Source organism: Pseudomonas sp. P9_31 (assembly GCF_034008235.1).
GTDB lineage: Bacteria > Pseudomonadota > Gammaproteobacteria > Pseudomonadales > Pseudomonadaceae > Aquipseudomonas.
Map to the genome: position 1 here is coordinate 482,283 of NZ_CP125375.1, position 16,226 is coordinate 498,508.

Genomic DNA, 16,226 nt, shown 5'->3' on the forward strand with positions numbered 1-16,226 from the left:
CAATGGTCTCTACTGAATCTGATGTTCGGTATCGTAAGTTGGAACAAACTGGCTTTTGTGGCGAGGGAGCTTGCTCCCTCGCCACAGGGTTTCTCGGTGACTTCTAGCCCGGATCACGGTAACCCGGATGAAAGTCCTTCGGCACCGCCACGCTGACGCTGTCACGGGTGGCGATGTCGATGCCTTCGCTGGCCACCTCGGCCAGAAAATCGATCTGCTCCGGGGTGATCACGTACGGCGGCAGGAAATACACCACGCTGCCCAACGGCCTCAGTAAAGCACCTCGTTGCAGTGCATGCTGGAACACGGTCAAACCGCGACGTTCCTGCCACGGGTAAGCGGTCTTGCTGGCCTTGTCCTTGACCATCTCGATCGCCAGGACCATGCCGGTCTGGCGCACTTCGGCAACGTTCGGGTGATCGGCAAGGTGCGCCGTGGAGGAGGCCATGCGCTGGGCCAGGGCCTTGTTTTTCTCGATGACGTTGTCTTCTTCGAAGATATCCAGCGTCGCCAATGCTGCCGCGCAGGCCAGGGGATTACCCGTGTAGCTGTGGGAGTGCAGGAAGGCGCGCAGGGTCGGGTAGTCGTCGTAGAAAGCGCTGTAGACCTCATCGGTGGTCAGGCAGGCGGCCAACGGCAGGTAACCGCCGGTCAGGGCCTTGGACAGGCAGAGGAAATCCGGGCGGATGCCGGCCTGTTCGCAGGCGAACATCGTGCCGGTGCGACCGAAGCCGACGGCGATTTCATCGTGGATCAGGTGCACGCCATAACGGTCGCAGGCGTCGCGCAGCAGCTTGAGGTACACCGGGTGATACATGCGCATGCCGCCGGCGCCCTGAATCAGCGGCTCCAGAATCACGGCGGCCACGGTATCGTGATGGTCGGCCAGCGTTTGCTCCATGGCGGCGAACATATTGCGCGAGTGTTCTTCCCAGCTCATGCCCTCGGGGCGCAGGTAGCAATCGGGGCTCGGCACCTTGATGGTGTCCATCAGCAGGGCTTTGTAGGTTTCGGTGAACAGCGGCACGTCGCCCACCGCCATCGCCGCCATGGTTTCGCCGTGGTAGCCGTTGGTGAGGGTGACGAAGCGTTTCTTGTTCGGCTGGCCGCGGTTGAGCCAGTAGTGAAAGCTCATTTTCAGCGCGATTTCGATACACGACGAACCGTTATCGCCATAGAAGCAACGGGTCAGGCCTTCGGGCGTCATTTTTACAAGGCGCTCGGACAGCTCGATCACCGGCTGATGGCTGAAACCGGCGAGGATCACATGTTCCAGCTGATCGACCTGATCCTTGATGCGCTGGTTGATCCGCGGGTTGGCGTGGCCGAATACGTTGACCCACCAGGAGCTGACGGCGTCGAGGTAGCGTTTGCCTTCGAAGTCCTCAAGCCACACGCCCTCACCGCGCTTGATGGGGATCAGCGGCAGCTGTTCGTGGTCTTTCATCTGGGTGCAGGGATGCCATAACACGGCGAGATCGCGTTCCATCCACTGTTTATTCAGGCCCATATTCTGTCTCCTCGAGGCTACCCGTGACGTAGGCGGGTAAACAATCGCGCAAGCCTATGCAATGCGCGTCACCGGGACAACCCATTGTGTCGATTGAGCTACTTTGTATAGGACGATAGACGTTGCTGGCGGCGTTTTGATGGCTGACGTATTCTTCGCGGCTCTTTGAGTCGTCTGACTCGTAAAACCGCTATTTCCTCGTGTATTTCCGGAGTTCGCTGAATGTCTGCTGGTTGGCTGCGCGCCTGTGCGCTGGTGATGTTGGGGCTGTTCAGCGTTTCGGCGCTGGCCAAGGATAAAACGGCGATCGTGGTCGGCGGCGGGCTTTCGGGCCTCACCGCGGCTTACGAACTGCAGAACAAAGGCTGGCAGGTCACCTTGCTGGAAGCCAAACCGACCCTGGGCGGTCGCTCCGGCATGGCCACCAGTGAGTGGATCGGCAACGACAAGACCCAGCCGGTGCTGAACAAGTACGTCTCGACGTTCAAGCTGAGCACCACGCCAGCCCCTGAATTCGTGCGCACCCCAGGCTATCTGATCGACGGTGAATACTTCACCGCCGCCGATCTGACCGCTAAACAGCCGGCCACCGCCGAAGCGCTGAAACGCTACGAAAAGACCCTGGATGACCTGGCGCGTTCGATCGAAGACCCGCTGAACCCGGCCGCCAACAGCACGCTGTTCGCCCTGGATCAGATCAACGTGGCCAACTGGCTCGATCGCCTGAACCTGCCAGCCACTGCGCGTCAGTTGGTGAATCAGGAGATTCGTACCCGTTACGACGAACCTTCACGCCTGTCGCTGCTGTACTTCGCACAGCAGAGCCGCGTCTACCGGGGTGTTGCCGACCGTGACCTGCGCGCTTCGCGTCTGCCCGGCGGCAGCCCGGTATTGGCCCAGGCCTTCGTCAAACAACTGAAAACCATCAAGACCGGCTCTCCGGTTTCGTCCATTACCCAGGACAAGGACGGTGTGACCGTCAAGGTCGGCAGCGCTGGCTATCAGGCGGACTACGTCGTACTGGCCGTGCCGTTGCGCGCACTGAGCAAGATCCAGATGACTCCGGCGCTGGATGCCCAGCACATGGGCGCCATCAAGGGCACCAACTACGGCTGGCGTGACCAGATCATGCTGAAGTTCAAGACGCCAGTGTGGGAAAGCAAGGCGCGCATGTCTGGCGAGATCTACAGCAACGCCGGTCTGGGCATGTTGTGGATCGAGCCGGCCTTGAAGGGCGGCGCCAACGTGGTGATCAACATTTCCGGAGACAACGCGCGGGTGATGCAAGCCTTCGGCGACAAGCAGATGGCCGATCAGGTGCTGATTCGTCTGCACACCTTTTATCCACAGGCACGCGGTTCGTTCACCGGTTATGAAATCCGCCGCTACAGCACCGACCCGTCGATGGGCGGCGCTTACCTGGCCTTTGGTCCGGGCCAGATCAGCAAGTACTGGCGCCTGTGGGAGCGTCCGCTGCAACGCGTAGCCTTTGCCGGTGAACACACCGACACCTTGTACCCAGGCACCCTGGAAGGTGCATTGCGCACCGGTCAGCGTGCAGCCAGTCAGCTGGAAGACCTGGCAGCGGGCAAGTCGTTTGAACCGGTGAAGGTTGTGCCGGCGGCGACCGCAGCAGCGGCAGGCGCGGTGGTGGCGAAGAAAGGCAATTTCTTCAGCAACATGTTCGGTGGTTCGTCCGATAAAGCGGCTGACAAGCCAGAACCGGCCAAGGTTGAAGCGAAAGCTGAAGAGTCCAAGCCTGGCTTCTTCTCGCGGATGTTCGGCGGTGGTTCCGACAAGGCTCCGGCCAAGGCCGCTGAGCCAGTGGCACCGGTTGCGCCGGCACCCGCCCCAGTACCCGCGCCGGCCCCAGCGCCAGTGCCGGTTGAGGCTGCGAAACCGGCAGAACCTGTGAAAGCCGAGCCGGTGAAGAAGGCACCGGCCAAAGCGTCAGTGAAAAAGCCTGCTGCCAAAACCGAGGCCAAAAAGGCTCCGGCCAAGGCAACGGCGAAAAAGGCTGAGCCGGTGAAGAAACCAGCGGCGAGTACCGCTGCGAAGACCCCGGCGACGACTGAAACCAAGACGCAGTAAGTCTTGGGATCAAAAAAAGCGCGGCAGTGATGCCTGACGCCAGTCGGTGTAAGGTGCGGAACCTGTGGGAGCGGGCTTGCTCGCGAAGAAGGCGTGTCAGTCGACAGTAATGTTGCCTGATATACCGCCTTCGCGGGCAAGCCCGCTCCCACATGGGTTGCGCTAACTAACTGGCATCAGGCAGAGATGCCGTGTTTTTTGCTGATTGTGCTTTGACGCTAAGCGAGATCGACAATATGTACTTCGTCGCTTTGGTAGTCGCTGATATAGGCACGGTTGTGTTGATCAAGCACCATGTCATACGGTTCGAAGGCACCTGGGATGGGAATCCTGCGAGCAATCTCATGCGTGGTGGTACTCACTTCCACGACCTCTTTGTTGGTTTGATCAACGGCATAAGCGTGTTTTTCGCCGAACACTATTTTCCCTTCGCACGTCACAAAATCGAAATGCCGGGTGGTCAATGACCGAGCGTCCAGCACGGTCAGTTTTCGAGCGTCCAGACCCACGATATACACTTCCTTGCCATCGGGGCTGACGTTAACCGCTGACGGATATTGTTCGGTGTTGATGATGCCGATGACTTCGAAAGTCTTGCTGCTGATGACCGTGAGTGCGTCCTGATAAGGGCCGGCTGGGGCGTTGGTACTGGAAATATAAAGACGCGAATCATCCTGGCTGATATCCACACTTATGGATGGCGAGGGTAATCCTCGCACTCTGCTCACCGCATAAGTGCGGGTGTCAATAATGGCTAGCCATTCTTTATCCTGTCGAACAGTGACGTAAACATGCTTCCCGTCTCGGCTCACGACGACTGCGCAAGGGTGCCTCCCCACCGTGAGGTTTCCTACCGCGTATGTTTCGGTATCAATAACCGAAACCGAACTTGAACCATAGTTGGTCACGTAAGCTCTTTTCCCCCCATGGCCAAGGGCAATGCTTCGGGGGTAACGCTCGACGGCGATAGTGCGGATTACCTTTTTGTTCCGGGTGTCGATGACTGACACATTGCCTGAAATGTAATTGCAAGCAAAAACCCGTGATCCATCATCGCTGATGGCGATCCCTCGCGGTCCTTCCCCTACAGGTATCGAATTGGGTTGACTGTGTGTTATCACGGGAGATGAACTCGAATTGTGATGCATGATAGAACTCCTGTTCAGACGCTCGTACTCGAATTCAAGTTCATCAATGACCAGTAATGGAAGCTACTGTCGGATATGACAGTTCTGACGAGTGATATCGGCTTTTAAATGAAGATAAGGAGGGTGCCTGAAGGTTTTTTTATCCGGTTAACACTCTCTTAACCTCTCGGCCCCAAGGTCTTGATCGTATTTTTCGATATTTCAAAGCAAAATTTTCCGCTTTAAATCGATAGATAACCCGATAGTCTTGGGCGCAGTTCTTACAGGATTTGGGCAATGCAGCTACGTAACTCTTCTTCCCGCTACGGTTGGGTCAGCATCTTTATGCACTGGGGTGTGGCGCTGGCAGTCTTCGGCCTGTTCGCGTTGGGGTTGTGGATGGTCGGTCTCGACTACTACAGCACGTGGCGCAAAGACGCGCCGGATCTGCACAAGAGCATTGGTCTGGTGTTATTGGCCGTCATGTTGCTGCGAGCGTTGTGGCGCTTCATCAGCCCACCGCCGCCACTCCTGCCAAACTATAGCCGCCTGACGCGCCTTGGCGCCAAGCTTGGCCATTCCTTCCTCTATCTCAGTCTGTTCGCTGTGATGATTGCCGGTTACCTGATTTCCACCGCAGACGGTGTCGGGATTCCGGTGTTCGGACTGTTTGAAGTACCTGCGCTGGTTTCCGGACTACCGGACCAGGCAGACACCGCTGGTGTGATCCATTTGTACCTGGCTTGGGTGTTGGTAATTTTTTCCGGCCTCCATGCGTTGGCAGCATTGAAACACCACTTTATCGATCGTGATGCGACCCTGACGCGAATGCTGGGACGCAAAGCCTGATATTCAATCTCGACTCCTAAGGAATAGAAAGTATGTTGAAAAAGACGCTCGCTGCTCTGGCAATCGGTTCTGCTCTGCTGTCGGCTAACGTGATGGCGGCCGATTACGTGGTCGACAAAGAAGGCCAGCACGCCTTCGTTGATTTCAAGATCAGCCACCTGGGCTACAGCTACATTACCGGTACCTTCAAAGATATCGACGGTAAGTTCAGTTTCGACGCCGCCAAGCCTGAAGACAGCAAAATCGAGTTCAATGTACGCACCGCCAGCGTGTTCACCAACCACGCCGAACGTGACAAGCATATCGCCAGTGCTGACTTCCTGAACGTGGGCAAATTCGCCGACGCCAAGTTCGTCTCCACCAGCGTCAAATCCACCGGTAAAAACGCCGCTGGTAAAGACACTGCGGACGTGACCGGCAACCTGACTATCCTCGGCGTGACCAAGCCCGTTGTAGTCAAGGCTACCTTCCTGGGTGAAGGCAAGGATCCATGGGGCGGCTACCGTGCCGGTTTCGAAGGCACCACCAGCATCAAGCGTTCCGATTTCGGCAAGCAGAAAGACCTGGGCCCAGCGTCCGACGCGGTTGAGCTGTACGTGACGTTTGAAGGTGTGAAAGCGAAATAAATTTCGCTGCTTGAACAAAAAAACGCCCCTGATCGCGAGATCCGGGGCGTTTTTTATGGTCTGCCAGAATCCATACGGACAGTACCGAGCCACTGTGGGAGCGGGCTTGCCCGCGATGGCGGTGGGTCAGTCAATATCAATGTTTGCTGGACGGACGTCATCGCGGGCAAGCCCGCTCCCACAGGGTTCTTCGCCAGCATAAAAAATGCCCCTGATCTTGCGATCCGGGGCATTTTTCATGACTTTGAAAAACTCAGCGGTTGCGGGTCAGCAACGCTGGTTTTTCGCCGCGCGGACGGCCTGGCAGTTGATCCAGTTGCTCAGGTGTCGGGAAGCGATCGCTTTTCGACTCCTTGTGAATGATCTTCGGTGCCGGGCCCCGCGGGTTCTGCACGGCCGGTTCCGAACGAGGCTGGTCGTCACGGGCCGGGCGGCGGTTGCGGGACTCTTCGCGACGGGCCTGGCCATCACGTGGAGCACCGTTGCGTGGGCCGCTGCGCTTGGCCGGCGGGGTGCCGGTGGTTGCGCCGCTGCTGTTGCGCGGACCGTTCTGACGGCCTTGTGGCTGGCCGGTGCGTGGAGCACCCGCGCCTGCGCCTTGTGCCGGTGCGCCCGGACGGCGGCCACGGCCCTGAGCCGGTTTGGCTTGAGGTACGTAGTCGACGCGATTACCGAAGTTATCGATGTCGTCGTCCAGGAACTCGTCCGGAGCACGGTCAGCGGCGACGCGAGGGGCTGGACGCTGTTGTTCGCGGGCCGGAGTGCCTTCGCGTGGTTTGTGTTCACGGGCCGGGCGATCGCCACGGCCAGTGGCAGCAGGTTTTTCCTTGCCGCCCTTGTCCTTGCCTTTGTCTTTACGACCGCCACCACCACCGCTGCCATTCGGACCATCGCCGCGCGGGCCACGTGGGTTGCGCGGGTTACGCACATCCGGACGCTCGCGAACTTCCGGTTTCTCTGCTTCCACGGCGTTGGAATCGAAGCCCATCAGGTCGCCATCGGCGATTTTCTGCTTGGTCATGCGCTCGATGCTTTTGAGCAGCTTCTCTTCGTCCGGAGCCACCAGCGAGATCGCCTCGCCCGAACGACCGGCACGGCCGGTACGACCGATACGGTGCACGTAATCTTCGTCGACGTTCGGCAATTCGAAGTTGACCACGTGGGGCAGTTGGTCGATGTCCAGGCCGCGAGCGGCGATGTCGGTGGCGACCAGGATGCGTACTTCACCGGCCTTGAAGTCGGCCAGGGCTTTGGTGCGGGCGTTCTGGCTCTTGTTACCGTGAATCGCGACGGCGGTGAGGCCGTGTTTGTCCAGGTACTCGGCCAGGCGGTTGGCGCCGTGCTTGGTGCGGGTGAATACCAGCACCTGTTCCCAGGCGCCGGCAGTGATCAGGTGCGCCAGCAACGAACGCTTGTGGCTGGCGGCCAGACGGAATACGCGTTGTTCGATCCGCTCGACCGTGGTGTTCGGTGGCGTGACTTCGATGCGTTCCGGGTTGTGCAGCAGCTTGCCGGCAAGATCGGTGATGTCTTTGGAGAACGTCGCCGAGAACAGCAGGTTCTGCCGTTTGGCCGGGAGGCGGGCGAGAACCTTTTTCACGTCATGGACAAAGCCCATGTCGAGCATGCGGTCGGCTTCATCCAGCACGAGGATTTCCACGTGGGACAGGTCGACGCTGCCTTGGCCGGCGAGGTCGAGCAGGCGACCGGGGCAGGCTACCAGCACGTCGACACCGCGGGACATGGCCTGAACTTGTGGGTTCATGCCGACGCCGCCGAAGATGCAGGCGCTGACGAACTTCAGGTCACGGGCATAGACCTTGAAGCTTTCGTGTACCTGGGCCGCGAGTTCGCGGGTTGGGGTCAGGACCAGTACGCGGGGTTGGCGCGGACCGTGACGCTGGGATTTGTCCGGGTGACCGTTGGGAAACAACCGCTCCAGAATCGGAAGGGCGAAGCCGCCGGTTTTACCAGTACCTGTCTGAGCCGCAACCATCAGGTCGCGACCTTGCAACACGGCGGGAATGGCCCGCTGTTGCACCGGAGTAGGCTCGGTATAGCCCGCTGCCTCGATGGCGCGGACTAAAGCCTCGGAGAGACCGAGGGAAGCAAAGGACATGAGTAATCCTGTTTTAGTTAGGGCTTGGCCCAATGGGAGTCTTGCCTGGCGCGAATGGCGTTTAAGAGGACGCAATCCCGTCCGGTCCTGCTGGGCCTCGAAGGCTCGTCTGGAGCGCTCGCGCGGGCTGGTAAAGCTGCGCTGTAGCGGGATCGAGATGCCTTGAACAAGTCCGAGCGTCCGGGCGTGAGCCTGGCGGGAAGGCCGGAGTATAACAGAGCAATCACTGTGCGCCGCTTTCCTGCTGCTCAACGGTTTTTCCGCCGGTTGCGGTGGCGTGGGCGGCCCGTGCTTCAATGGCCGGGCCGGCGCCATAGCGGGCGCTCAGTTCGGCATAGGCCGGCTCGCGCTTGAAGCGTTTGAGCTCGGCACCGAAACGCTGCACCAACAAATCCATCCCGGCACTATGGCGTACCGCCAGATACTGGCTTTGCTGGCTGATGACGGTCGGGTTTTCGGTGATCTTGTCGCGGATGTTCAGTTGATCGAGCAAATACTGGCCGACCCGGCGATCGGTGATCAACAGGTCGATTCGTCCGCGCACCAGTTTGCCGAAATTGGCTTCATGGGTGGGCGCCGGTTCCCGGGTGAGCAGCGTCGACTCGCTGAAATCCTTGCTGTACAGGTAGCCTGGCGAGGTGCCGATGGTCAGGCCTTTCAGGTCGTCCAGCGTGCGGAACGGAAACGGTCGTTCGTTGGCGTAGAACATCACGAACTCGACTTGCGAGAGCGGTTCGCTGGGGTAGAGCAGGGTCGCGTCGCGTTCATCGCTGTGGAAAATATCCAGCACACCGTCCGCCTGGCCTTGTTCAAGCATCGACAGGCAGCGTTTCCACGGCAGGAACTGCCATTCCACGTCGATCCCGAGGCGTTTGAAGACGATAGCGGTGGTGTCGTAGTCGAGCCCCAGAGCCGTACCGTTTTCCTCATACACGTAAGGCGCCCAGGGTTCGGTGACAATACGCAACTTCTCGCCCCGAGCGGTGAAGCTCAGGCAAGTGAACAGAAACACGGTCAGTAACTGAGCGATCAGGGGCATGGCTTGAGATTACGACGAGAAATCATAAAGAGCCAGAAACCGGATCCAGAAGCTCTGGTTCGGACCTTAAAAGCAAAAGATCGCAGCCTTCGGCAGCTCCTACAGAGGTGCGTATTCCCATGTAGGAGCTGCCGAAGGCTGCGATCTCTTGATCTTGCTTTAACAACTATTAACGCGGCAACTTCAGGTTATTCCACACCGCCAGGCTCGGCTCAGCCTGGTTCAACGTGTAGAAATGCAGCCCGGGTGCGCCACCTTGCAACAGACGTTCGCACATCTCGGTGACGACTTGCTCACCAAAGCCTTGAATGCTCTGGGTGTCGTCGCCGTAGGCTTCCAGTTGCTTGCGGATCCAGCGCGGGATTTCCGCACCGCAGGCGTCGGAGAAACGCGCCAGTTTGCTGTAGTTGGTGATCGGCATGATCCCCGGCACGATCGGGATGTTCACGCCCTTCGCCCGTACACGCTCGACGAAGTAGAAATAGCTGTCGGCGTTGAAGAAGTACTGGGTGATCGCACTGTCAGCGCCGGCGTTGGCCTTGCGCACGAAGTTGTTGAGGTCGTCTTCGAAGTTGCGCGCTTGCGGATGCATTTCCGGGTAAGCGGCGATTTCGATGTGGAAATGATCGCCGGTCTCTTCACGAATGAATTCAACCAGGTCGTTGGCGTGACGCATCTCGCCGCTGGCCATGCCCATGCCCGAGGGCAGGTCACCGCGAAGCGCAACGATACGGTTGATGCCGGCTGCCTTGTACTGGCTCAGCAGGCCGCGCAGGTCGTCCTTGCTGTCGCCCACGCAAGACAGATGCGGCGCGGCAGGGACTTTGATTTCGCTTTCCAGCTGCAACACGGTGTTGAGGGTGCGATCACGAGTCGAACCGCCGGCGCCGTAGGTGCAGGAGAAGAAGTCGGGATTGTAGGTCGCCAGATGACGGGCAGTGGCGATCAGTTTTTCATGCCCGGCATCGGTCTTCGTAGGGAAGAACTCGAAGCTGTAGCGACGTTCTTGGGACATGGTCATATCCTTGGAAACACGTAAGCCTGGAAGACGTGCACATCCCAATGTGGGAGGGGGCTTGCTCGCGAAAGCGGTGGGTCAGACGACATTAATGTTGAATGATAAACCGCCTTCGCGAGCAAGCCCGCTCCCACAGGGAGAGCAGGCGGCAGGACCGATCAGTAGCGGTAAGCGTGCGGCTTGAACGGGCCTTCGACGGTCACGCCGATGTAGTCGGCCTGGGTCTTGGTCAGTTGAGTCACAACGCCGCCGAAACCGCGGACCATTTCCAGGGCCACTTCTTCGTCGAGTTTCTTCGGCAGTACTTCAACGGTCAGGCGCTCGGCCTTCTGGGCCGGCGACAGGTCGGCGTACTTCTGGCCGAACAGGAAAATCTGTGCCAGAACCTGGTTGGCGAACGAACCGTCCATGATGCGGCTTGGGTGGCCGGTGGCGTTGCCCAGGTTAACCAGACGGCCTTCGGCCAGCAGGATCAGGTAGTCGTCGTTCTGAGCGTCGAAAGCGCCCGGGCCGGTACGGTGAACCTTGTGAACCTGTGGCTTCACTTCTTCCCATGCCCAGTTCTTGCGCATGAAAGCGGTGTCGATTTCGTTGTCGAAGTGGCCGATGTTGCAGACAACAGCGCGCTTCTTCAGGGCTTTGAGCATGTTTGCGTCGCAAACATTGACGTTACCGGTGGTGGTCACGATCAGGTCGATCTTGCCCAGCAGCGCTTTGTCGATGCTCGCTTCGGTACCGTTGTTGATACCGTCGATGAACGGCGAAACCAGTTCGAAACCGTCCATGCAGGCTTGCATGGCGCAGATCGGGTCGACTTCGGACACTTTAACGATCATGCCTTCCTGACGCAGGGACTGGGCCGAGCCCTTGCCCACGTCACCGTAACCGATGACCAGCGCTTGCTTGCCGGACAGCAGGTGGTCGGTGCCGCGCTTGATCGCGTCGTTCAGGCTGTGACGGCAGCCGTACTTGTTGTCGTTCTTGCTCTTGGTCACCGAGTCGTTGACGTTGATGGCCGGGATTTTCAGCTCGCCCTTGGCCAGCATGTCCAGCAGGCGGTGAACGCCAGTGGTGGTTTCTTCGGTGACGCCGTGGACGCGGTCCAGGATCGCCGGGTATTTCTTGTGCAGCAGCTCGGTCAGGTCGCCGCCGTCGTCGAGGATCATGTTGGCATCCCAAGGCGCGCCATCTTTGAGGATGGTTTGCTCCAGGCACCACTCGTACTCTTCTTCAGTCTCACCTTTCCAGGCGAAAACCGGGATGCCGGCAGCAGCGATAGCAGCAGCGGCCTGGTCTTGAGTCGAGAAAATGTTGCAGGACGACCAACGCACTTCGGCACCCAGGGCAACCAGGGTTTCGATCAGCACGGCAGTCTGAATGGTCATGTGGATGCAGCCGAGAATCTTCGCGCCTTTGAGCGGTTGCTCGGCGGAGTACTTGCGGCGCAGACCCATCAGGGCTGGCATTTCGGATTCGGCGATGATGGTTTCGCGACGGCCCCAGGCAGCCAGGGACATGTCGGCGACTTTGTAATCGTTAAAATCTACAGGCGTGATAACAGCGCTCATGAAGAGCCTCCATTCGTAATGTATGCGAATGGGCGCCGTTGTGCGTTTAGTGTCTGGCCGTGGCCAGGCAACGCCCCATCCGAGCCTGACAGGTTGAACCTGCTGCAGCGCCCCTCGGACAGGTGGCGGGAAAACGGTAGCAAGTGAACATTACCGTTTTGAAACGGGGGCGATTATAGCGGGCTATGCTGATCTTCCAAAGCCTTTCTGTTGGTCAATGTCTGAACGGTAATCGAGACCATAGTCGATGCTTAATAGAGCCCTGGTCCGGGCTCTGCCATGATGGCCGGCATCAATCGGCAAGACGGTCAGGAGTGAATATGAATTTCCACACCCGAAAATGGGTTAAACCCGAAGACCTCAACCCCAACGGCACGTTGTTCGGTGGCAGTCTGTTGCGCTGGATCGACGAAGAAGCGGCGATCTACGCCATCGTCCAGCTGGGTAATCAGCGCGTGGTCACCAAGTACATTTCCGAAATCAACTTTGTCAGCGCTTCGCGCCAGGGCGACATTATCGAGTTGGGCATCACCGCCACCGAGTTCGGTCGTACCTCGATCACCCTGACCTGCGAAGTGCGCAACAAGATCACCCGCAAGAGCATCCTGACGGTGGAGAAGATGGTTTTCGTGAATCTGGGCGAAGACGGACTGCCCACGCCGCATGGCCGGACCGAGATCAGGTACGTCAAAGACCAGTTCAAGGATGACGTCATCGGCGGGTGAAATCGGCGGTGCGGCCTTCGCGAGCAAGCCCGCTCCCACATTTGATCCTCAGTGAACACAGACTTTGTGCACGACAGAGATCCAGTGTGGGAGCGGGCTTGCTCGCTAAAGCGGTCTATCGGTCAGCGATGATTTAACGGACCACTGAACAGCTCCGAACCTGGCGTGTCGTAATTAAACGACACGCCACCGGTTCAGGTGCTTTATGGACACGCCCCAAGACGGCAAGACCCCTGACCTCTCGGCGCAAGAACAGCGCGAGGTCGAGAAGAGCCAGCCGCCGCGCGCGGCGGTGCTGCATGAAATCATTCGCACCCAAGGCGATCAGGAACTCGAGCGTAGCGTTGCGGCGCTGTGGTGGTCGGCCCTGGCTGCCGGCCTGACCATGGGGTTGTCGCTGATGGGCATGGGGCTGCTCAATTCGCGTCTGCCAGACGGCGAAGGCTTCAAGGTGATCGCCAGCTTCGGTTACTGCGCAGGTTTTCTCGCGGTGATACTCGCCCGTCAGCAACTTTTCACCGAGAACACCCTGACCGCTGTGCTGCCGATCATGAGCAAACCTACGCTGGGTAATTTCGGTCGACTGTTACGGCTGTGGACGGTGGTTTTGGCAGGCAACCTCTGCGGCACCTTGCTGGTGGCGTATGTGATGCTGCACCTGCCGATTTTCGACACCAAGACCGATCTGGCTTTCCTCGACATCGGGCGCAAGGTCATGGAGAACGACGCCAGCAAAATGTTCGCCAAAGGCATCATCTCGGGCTGGATGATCGCCACGATGGTCTGGATGATCCCGTCGATGGAGAGCGCCAAGATGTGGATCATCATCCTCATCACCTATTTCATGGCGCTGGGCGATTTCACCCACATCGTGGTCGGATCGGTGGAGGTCTCGTACCTGGTGTTTGCCGGCGAGTTGCCGTGGAAGGACTTCTGGCTGGTGTTCGCAGGTCCCACGCTGGTGGGGAATATCATCGGTGGCAGTTGTATCTTCGCGCTGATCAGCCACGCGCAAATTCGCAGTGAAAGCGGACCGCCGAAGACATCTGCGCAGCGGGCTCGGGAACCCGAACCGCAGAAGATCAAAAAATGAAGGGTAAAGTGCCTGATGCCGGTGCGAAACCTGTGGGAGCGGCCTTGCTCGCGAAGGCGGTGTATCAGGCGACATCAATCTTGACTGTGCCGCCGTCTTCGCGAGCAAGCCCGCCCACCTGTGTTGCGCCTTGGCTTTTACCCGGACACATTGACTGCGGCGGCACTGCGACGTTGCAGGTAGATGAAGAACAGCGCCGTCAGCACCGTCAACCCGCTGACCAGTGCGCCGGTCCACGGCAAGTCCGCCAGATCTGCGCCACTGGCCACAACCAACCCGCCAATCCACGCCCCGGCTGCGTTGCCGAGATTGAATGCGCTTTGATTCAACGTCGACCCGAGGTTAGGCGCCTCATGGGCCTGATCGATGATCAGCAATTGCAGGATCGGGCACAGCGCGAACGCGAAGATGCCCCACAACACCAGCGTGACCGCCGCCGGTATCACCGAATGGCTGGTCTGGCTGAAGGCCGCCAGCACCACGGCCACGGCCAACGTCATCCCTACCAGTGAAGGCAGCAAACGACTGTCCGCCAATCGACCGCCAAGCATGCTGCCCGCGGTCAAGCCGACGCCGAACAACAGCAACATGATGGTCACGCCATGGGGGCTGACGCCGGTGATGTCTTGCAGGATCGGTGCAATGTAAGTGAACACGCTGAACAGGCTGGTCGACGCCAGTACGCTCATGCCCAGCGCCAGTAGCACGTTGAGCTTGCCCAGCACTTTGAACTCGCTGGCCAGGTTGGCCTTGTCCATGGGGATTTCCTTCGGCAGCCAGACCCACTGCGCAATAGCCGCAATCACGCCAATCACCGACACCGCCCAGAAGGTCGAGCGCCAGCCGGCGTATTGCCCCAGTGCGGTGCCCAATGGCACGCCCAGCACGTTGGCCAAGGTCAGGCCGGTGAACATCATGGCAATCGCCTGGGCTCGTTTGTTCGGCGCCACCAGGCTGGCAGCGACCACTGAGCCGATGCCGAAGAACGCTCCATGGCACAAAGCGGTAATCACCCGTGCGGCCATCAACGTGGCGTAGTTCGGCGCCAGGGCGCAGAGGATGTTGCCGAGAATGAACATCAACGTCATGCCCAACAACGTGGCTTTGCGCGGCATGTTGGCGGTGCCGACCGCGAGGATCGGCGCACCGAACACCACGCCCAGGGCGTAACCGGTGATGAGCAGGCCGGCATGAGGAATGCTCACGGCGAGGTCGCGGGCAACATCGGGCAGCAAGCCCATGATGACGAATTCAGTGGTGCCGATGCCGAAGGCGGCAACGGCCAGTGCAAGCAAGGCGAGTGGCATGCGCAAGGTCTCTGTCGGTAGTCTTGACGCTTTGATCAGGCATACGCAGGCCGACAACCGTTCTCGGTGAGAGCGGGCAGTGGCAGGAATTATTGGAATTAATCTGTGCGCAACTGAGTGCGGCGTGGTCGCTTGCAGTATAAACAGCTGCGGACATATGGCGAATCAATTCTGTGCCTTACCCCCCCGGTAGGAGCTGCCGAAGGCTGCGATATTTTGCTTTTGGAGGATCAAAAGTTCGCAGCCTTCGGCAGCTCCTACGGGGGAGGTGGGCAAAACAAGGAGTGTGCTGTGCTTGCGACGGTTCTGGTGTTGGTGGCGGCGCTGTTACACGCGGCGTGGAATACCCTGATCAAATTCAGCGCGGAGCGGCTGTTGGTGGTGGCCTGCATGGACAGCGTGGCGCTGCTGTTTGTCGCCCTGATGCTGCCCTTCTTAGCGTTGCCACCACTGCAGATGTGGCCTTGGATTCTCGCGTCGGCGGCATTCGAGTTGCTCTATCGCTACCTGCTGATCCAGGCTTATCGGGTCGGCGATCTTGGTTTGGTCTATCCGTTGATGCGTGGTTTGTCGCCGCTGGTGGTGCTGGCACTAACGCTGATCTTCGCCGGGGAAGTGCTGACGTCTCAGCAGATATTCGGCATTTTGCTGATCCCGTTCGGCATGTTGTGCCTGCTCTGGCAGGGCGGTGGCGGGGTACGCCTGCCGTGGTCGATGCTGCCGGTGGTGGCGTTGATCGGGTTGTGCATCGGCTGCTACACCTTCATCGATGGCCAGGCCTTGCGGCGCTGGTCCCATCCGCTGGACTACCTGGTTTGGGTCACCGTGCTCAGCGCCTGGCCATTTCCGTTGTTGGCGCTGGTGCGCAAGCGGCCGGCGTTCATGCTGTTCTGGCGCGAGCAGTGGCGGTTGGGGTTGGCGGTCGGGTTCTGCGTGTTGTTCAGCTACGCTCTGGTGCTGTGGGCCATGCAGCTCGGCTCGATTGCCGAAGCGGCGGCGCTGCGCGAGATCAGTGTGATTCTGGTGGTGCTGTTCGGCATGCGTTACCTCAAAGAACCTTTTGGCAGACCGCGGCTCCTGGCCTGTGGGTTGGTGCTGATCGGCATGTTGGTGATGAAGTATTAGTCGCCCTGATGGAGCTCGATTCTCTATAA

The 16,226-nt window shown here is 59.2% G+C and carries 13 protein-coding genes and 1 riboswitch; of the genes, 6 read left to right on the forward strand and 7 right to left on the reverse strand.

Annotated features, from left to right (window positions below):
• Positions 1–103: 103 nt before the first annotated feature.
• On the reverse strand, positions 104–1,510 hold the full coding sequence (locus QMK51_RS02205; RefSeq protein ID WP_320393046.1) for an adenosylmethionine--8-amino-7-oxononanoate transaminase: 1,407 nt from the start codon (positions 1,508–1,510) through the stop codon (positions 104–106).
• Between the two features lie 222 nt (positions 1,511–1,732).
• Between QMK51_RS02205 and QMK51_RS02210 the strand changes: the two genes are divergently transcribed.
• Positions 1,733–3,601 carry a flavin monoamine oxidase family protein gene (locus QMK51_RS02210; protein WP_320393047.1) on the forward strand — a complete coding sequence of 623 codons (1,869 nt, stop codon included), beginning with the start codon at positions 1,733–1,735 and terminating at the stop codon, positions 3,599–3,601.
• Between the two features lie 218 nt (positions 3,602–3,819).
• Here QMK51_RS02210 and QMK51_RS02215 read toward each other — a convergent pair whose 3' ends face one another.
• A complete protein-coding gene (locus QMK51_RS02215; protein ID WP_320393048.1) occupies positions 3,820–4,749 on the reverse strand; it encodes a YncE family protein in 930 nt (309 codons plus the stop codon).
• 276 nt (positions 4,750–5,025) lie between these two features.
• Between QMK51_RS02215 and QMK51_RS02220 the strand changes: the two genes are divergently transcribed.
• Together QMK51_RS02220 and QMK51_RS02225 are read left to right on the forward strand one after the other, a co-directional pair.
• Positions 5,026–5,577 (forward strand): cytochrome b, encoded by a 552-nt coding sequence (locus tag QMK51_RS02220; protein ID WP_258698679.1) that lies wholly within the window; start codon positions 5,026–5,028, stop codon positions 5,575–5,577.
• Positions 5,578–5,609: 32 nt separating this feature from the next.
• Complete coding sequence (locus tag QMK51_RS02225; protein WP_223485361.1) at positions 5,610–6,203, forward strand: YceI family protein; 594 nt, start codon at positions 5,610–5,612, stop codon at positions 6,201–6,203.
• Between the two features lie 253 nt (positions 6,204–6,456).
• Here QMK51_RS02225 and QMK51_RS02230 read toward each other — a convergent pair whose 3' ends face one another.
• The 4 genes from QMK51_RS02230 to ahcY all read right to left on the reverse strand — a co-directional run bounded on the left by QMK51_RS02230 (position 6,457) and on the right by ahcY (position 11,947).
• Complete coding sequence (locus QMK51_RS02230; RefSeq protein ID WP_320393049.1) at positions 6,457–8,322, reverse strand: DEAD/DEAH box helicase; 1,866 nt, start codon at positions 8,320–8,322, stop codon at positions 6,457–6,459.
• A gap of 223 nt (positions 8,323–8,545) precedes the next feature.
• On the reverse strand, positions 8,546–9,361 hold the full coding sequence (locus QMK51_RS02235) for a substrate-binding periplasmic protein (RefSeq protein ID WP_320393050.1): 816 nt from the start codon (positions 9,359–9,361) through the stop codon (positions 8,546–8,548).
• A gap of 169 nt (positions 9,362–9,530) precedes the next feature.
• A complete protein-coding gene (gene metF, locus QMK51_RS02240; protein WP_258698682.1) occupies positions 9,531–10,376 on the reverse strand; it encodes a methylenetetrahydrofolate reductase [NAD(P)H] in 846 nt (281 codons plus the stop codon).
• A 161-nt stretch (positions 10,377–10,537) separates the two neighbouring features.
• Complete coding sequence (ahcY, locus tag QMK51_RS02245) at positions 10,538–11,947, reverse strand: adenosylhomocysteinase (protein WP_008007509.1); 1,410 nt, start codon at positions 11,945–11,947, stop codon at positions 10,538–10,540.
• A 23-nt stretch (positions 11,948–11,970) separates the two neighbouring features.
• A riboswitch (S-adenosyl-L-homocysteine riboswitch) is annotated at positions 11,971–12,069 on the reverse strand.
• A 198-nt stretch (positions 12,070–12,267) separates the two neighbouring features.
• Between ahcY and QMK51_RS02250 the strand changes: the two genes are divergently transcribed.
• Both QMK51_RS02250 and QMK51_RS02255 read left to right on the forward strand, forming a co-directional pair.
• Positions 12,268–12,672 (forward strand): acyl-CoA thioesterase, encoded by a 405-nt coding sequence (locus tag QMK51_RS02250; RefSeq protein WP_320393051.1) that lies wholly within the window; start codon positions 12,268–12,270, stop codon positions 12,670–12,672.
• Between the two features lie 205 nt (positions 12,673–12,877).
• On the forward strand, positions 12,878–13,765 hold the full coding sequence (locus QMK51_RS02255; protein ID WP_320393052.1) for a formate/nitrite transporter family protein: 888 nt from the start codon (positions 12,878–12,880) through the stop codon (positions 13,763–13,765).
• A gap of 137 nt (positions 13,766–13,902) precedes the next feature.
• On the opposite strand, the gene QMK51_RS02260 is transcribed toward QMK51_RS02255, so the two are convergent.
• Positions 13,903–15,072, reverse strand: coding sequence for an MFS transporter (locus tag QMK51_RS02260; protein WP_258698685.1), 1,170 nt, complete (start codon positions 15,070–15,072; stop codon positions 13,903–13,905).
• 291 nt (positions 15,073–15,363) lie between these two features.
• Between QMK51_RS02260 and QMK51_RS02265 the strand changes: the two genes are divergently transcribed.
• Positions 15,364–16,197, forward strand: coding sequence for an EamA family transporter (locus QMK51_RS02265; protein ID WP_320393053.1), 834 nt, complete (start codon positions 15,364–15,366; stop codon positions 16,195–16,197).
• Positions 16,198–16,226: the final 29 nt, after the last annotated feature.

Excerpts from the sequence above, each read along its gene's own strand:
- QMK51_RS02205 (WP_320393046.1), bottom strand. The coding sequence starts at position 1,510 with ATGGGCCTGAATAAACAGTGGATGGAACGCGATCTCGCCGTGTTATGG.
- QMK51_RS02210 (WP_320393047.1), top strand. The coding sequence starts at position 1,733 with ATGTCTGCTGGTTGGCTGCGCGCCTGTGCGCTGGTGATGTTGGGGCTG.
- QMK51_RS02215 (WP_320393048.1), bottom strand. The coding sequence starts at position 4,749 with ATGCATCACAATTCGAGTTCATCTCCCGTGATAACACACAGTCAACCC.
- QMK51_RS02220 (WP_258698679.1), top strand. The coding sequence starts at position 5,026 with ATGCAGCTACGTAACTCTTCTTCCCGCTACGGTTGGGTCAGCATCTTT.
- QMK51_RS02225 (WP_223485361.1), top strand. The coding sequence starts at position 5,610 with ATGTTGAAAAAGACGCTCGCTGCTCTGGCAATCGGTTCTGCTCTGCTG.
- QMK51_RS02230 (WP_320393049.1), bottom strand. The coding sequence starts at position 8,322 with ATGTCCTTTGCTTCCCTCGGTCTCTCCGAGGCTTTAGTCCGCGCCATC.
- QMK51_RS02235 (WP_320393050.1), bottom strand. The coding sequence starts at position 9,361 with ATGCCCCTGATCGCTCAGTTACTGACCGTGTTTCTGTTCACTTGCCTG.
- metF (WP_258698682.1), bottom strand. The coding sequence starts at position 10,376 with ATGTCCCAAGAACGTCGCTACAGCTTCGAGTTCTTCCCTACGAAGACC.
- ahcY (WP_008007509.1), bottom strand. The coding sequence starts at position 11,947 with ATGAGCGCTGTTATCACGCCTGTAGATTTTAACGATTACAAAGTCGCC.
- QMK51_RS02250 (WP_320393051.1), top strand. The coding sequence starts at position 12,268 with ATGAATTTCCACACCCGAAAATGGGTTAAACCCGAAGACCTCAACCCC.
- QMK51_RS02255 (WP_320393052.1), top strand. The coding sequence starts at position 12,878 with ATGGACACGCCCCAAGACGGCAAGACCCCTGACCTCTCGGCGCAAGAA.
- QMK51_RS02260 (WP_258698685.1), bottom strand. The coding sequence starts at position 15,072 with ATGCCACTCGCCTTGCTTGCACTGGCCGTTGCCGCCTTCGGCATCGGC.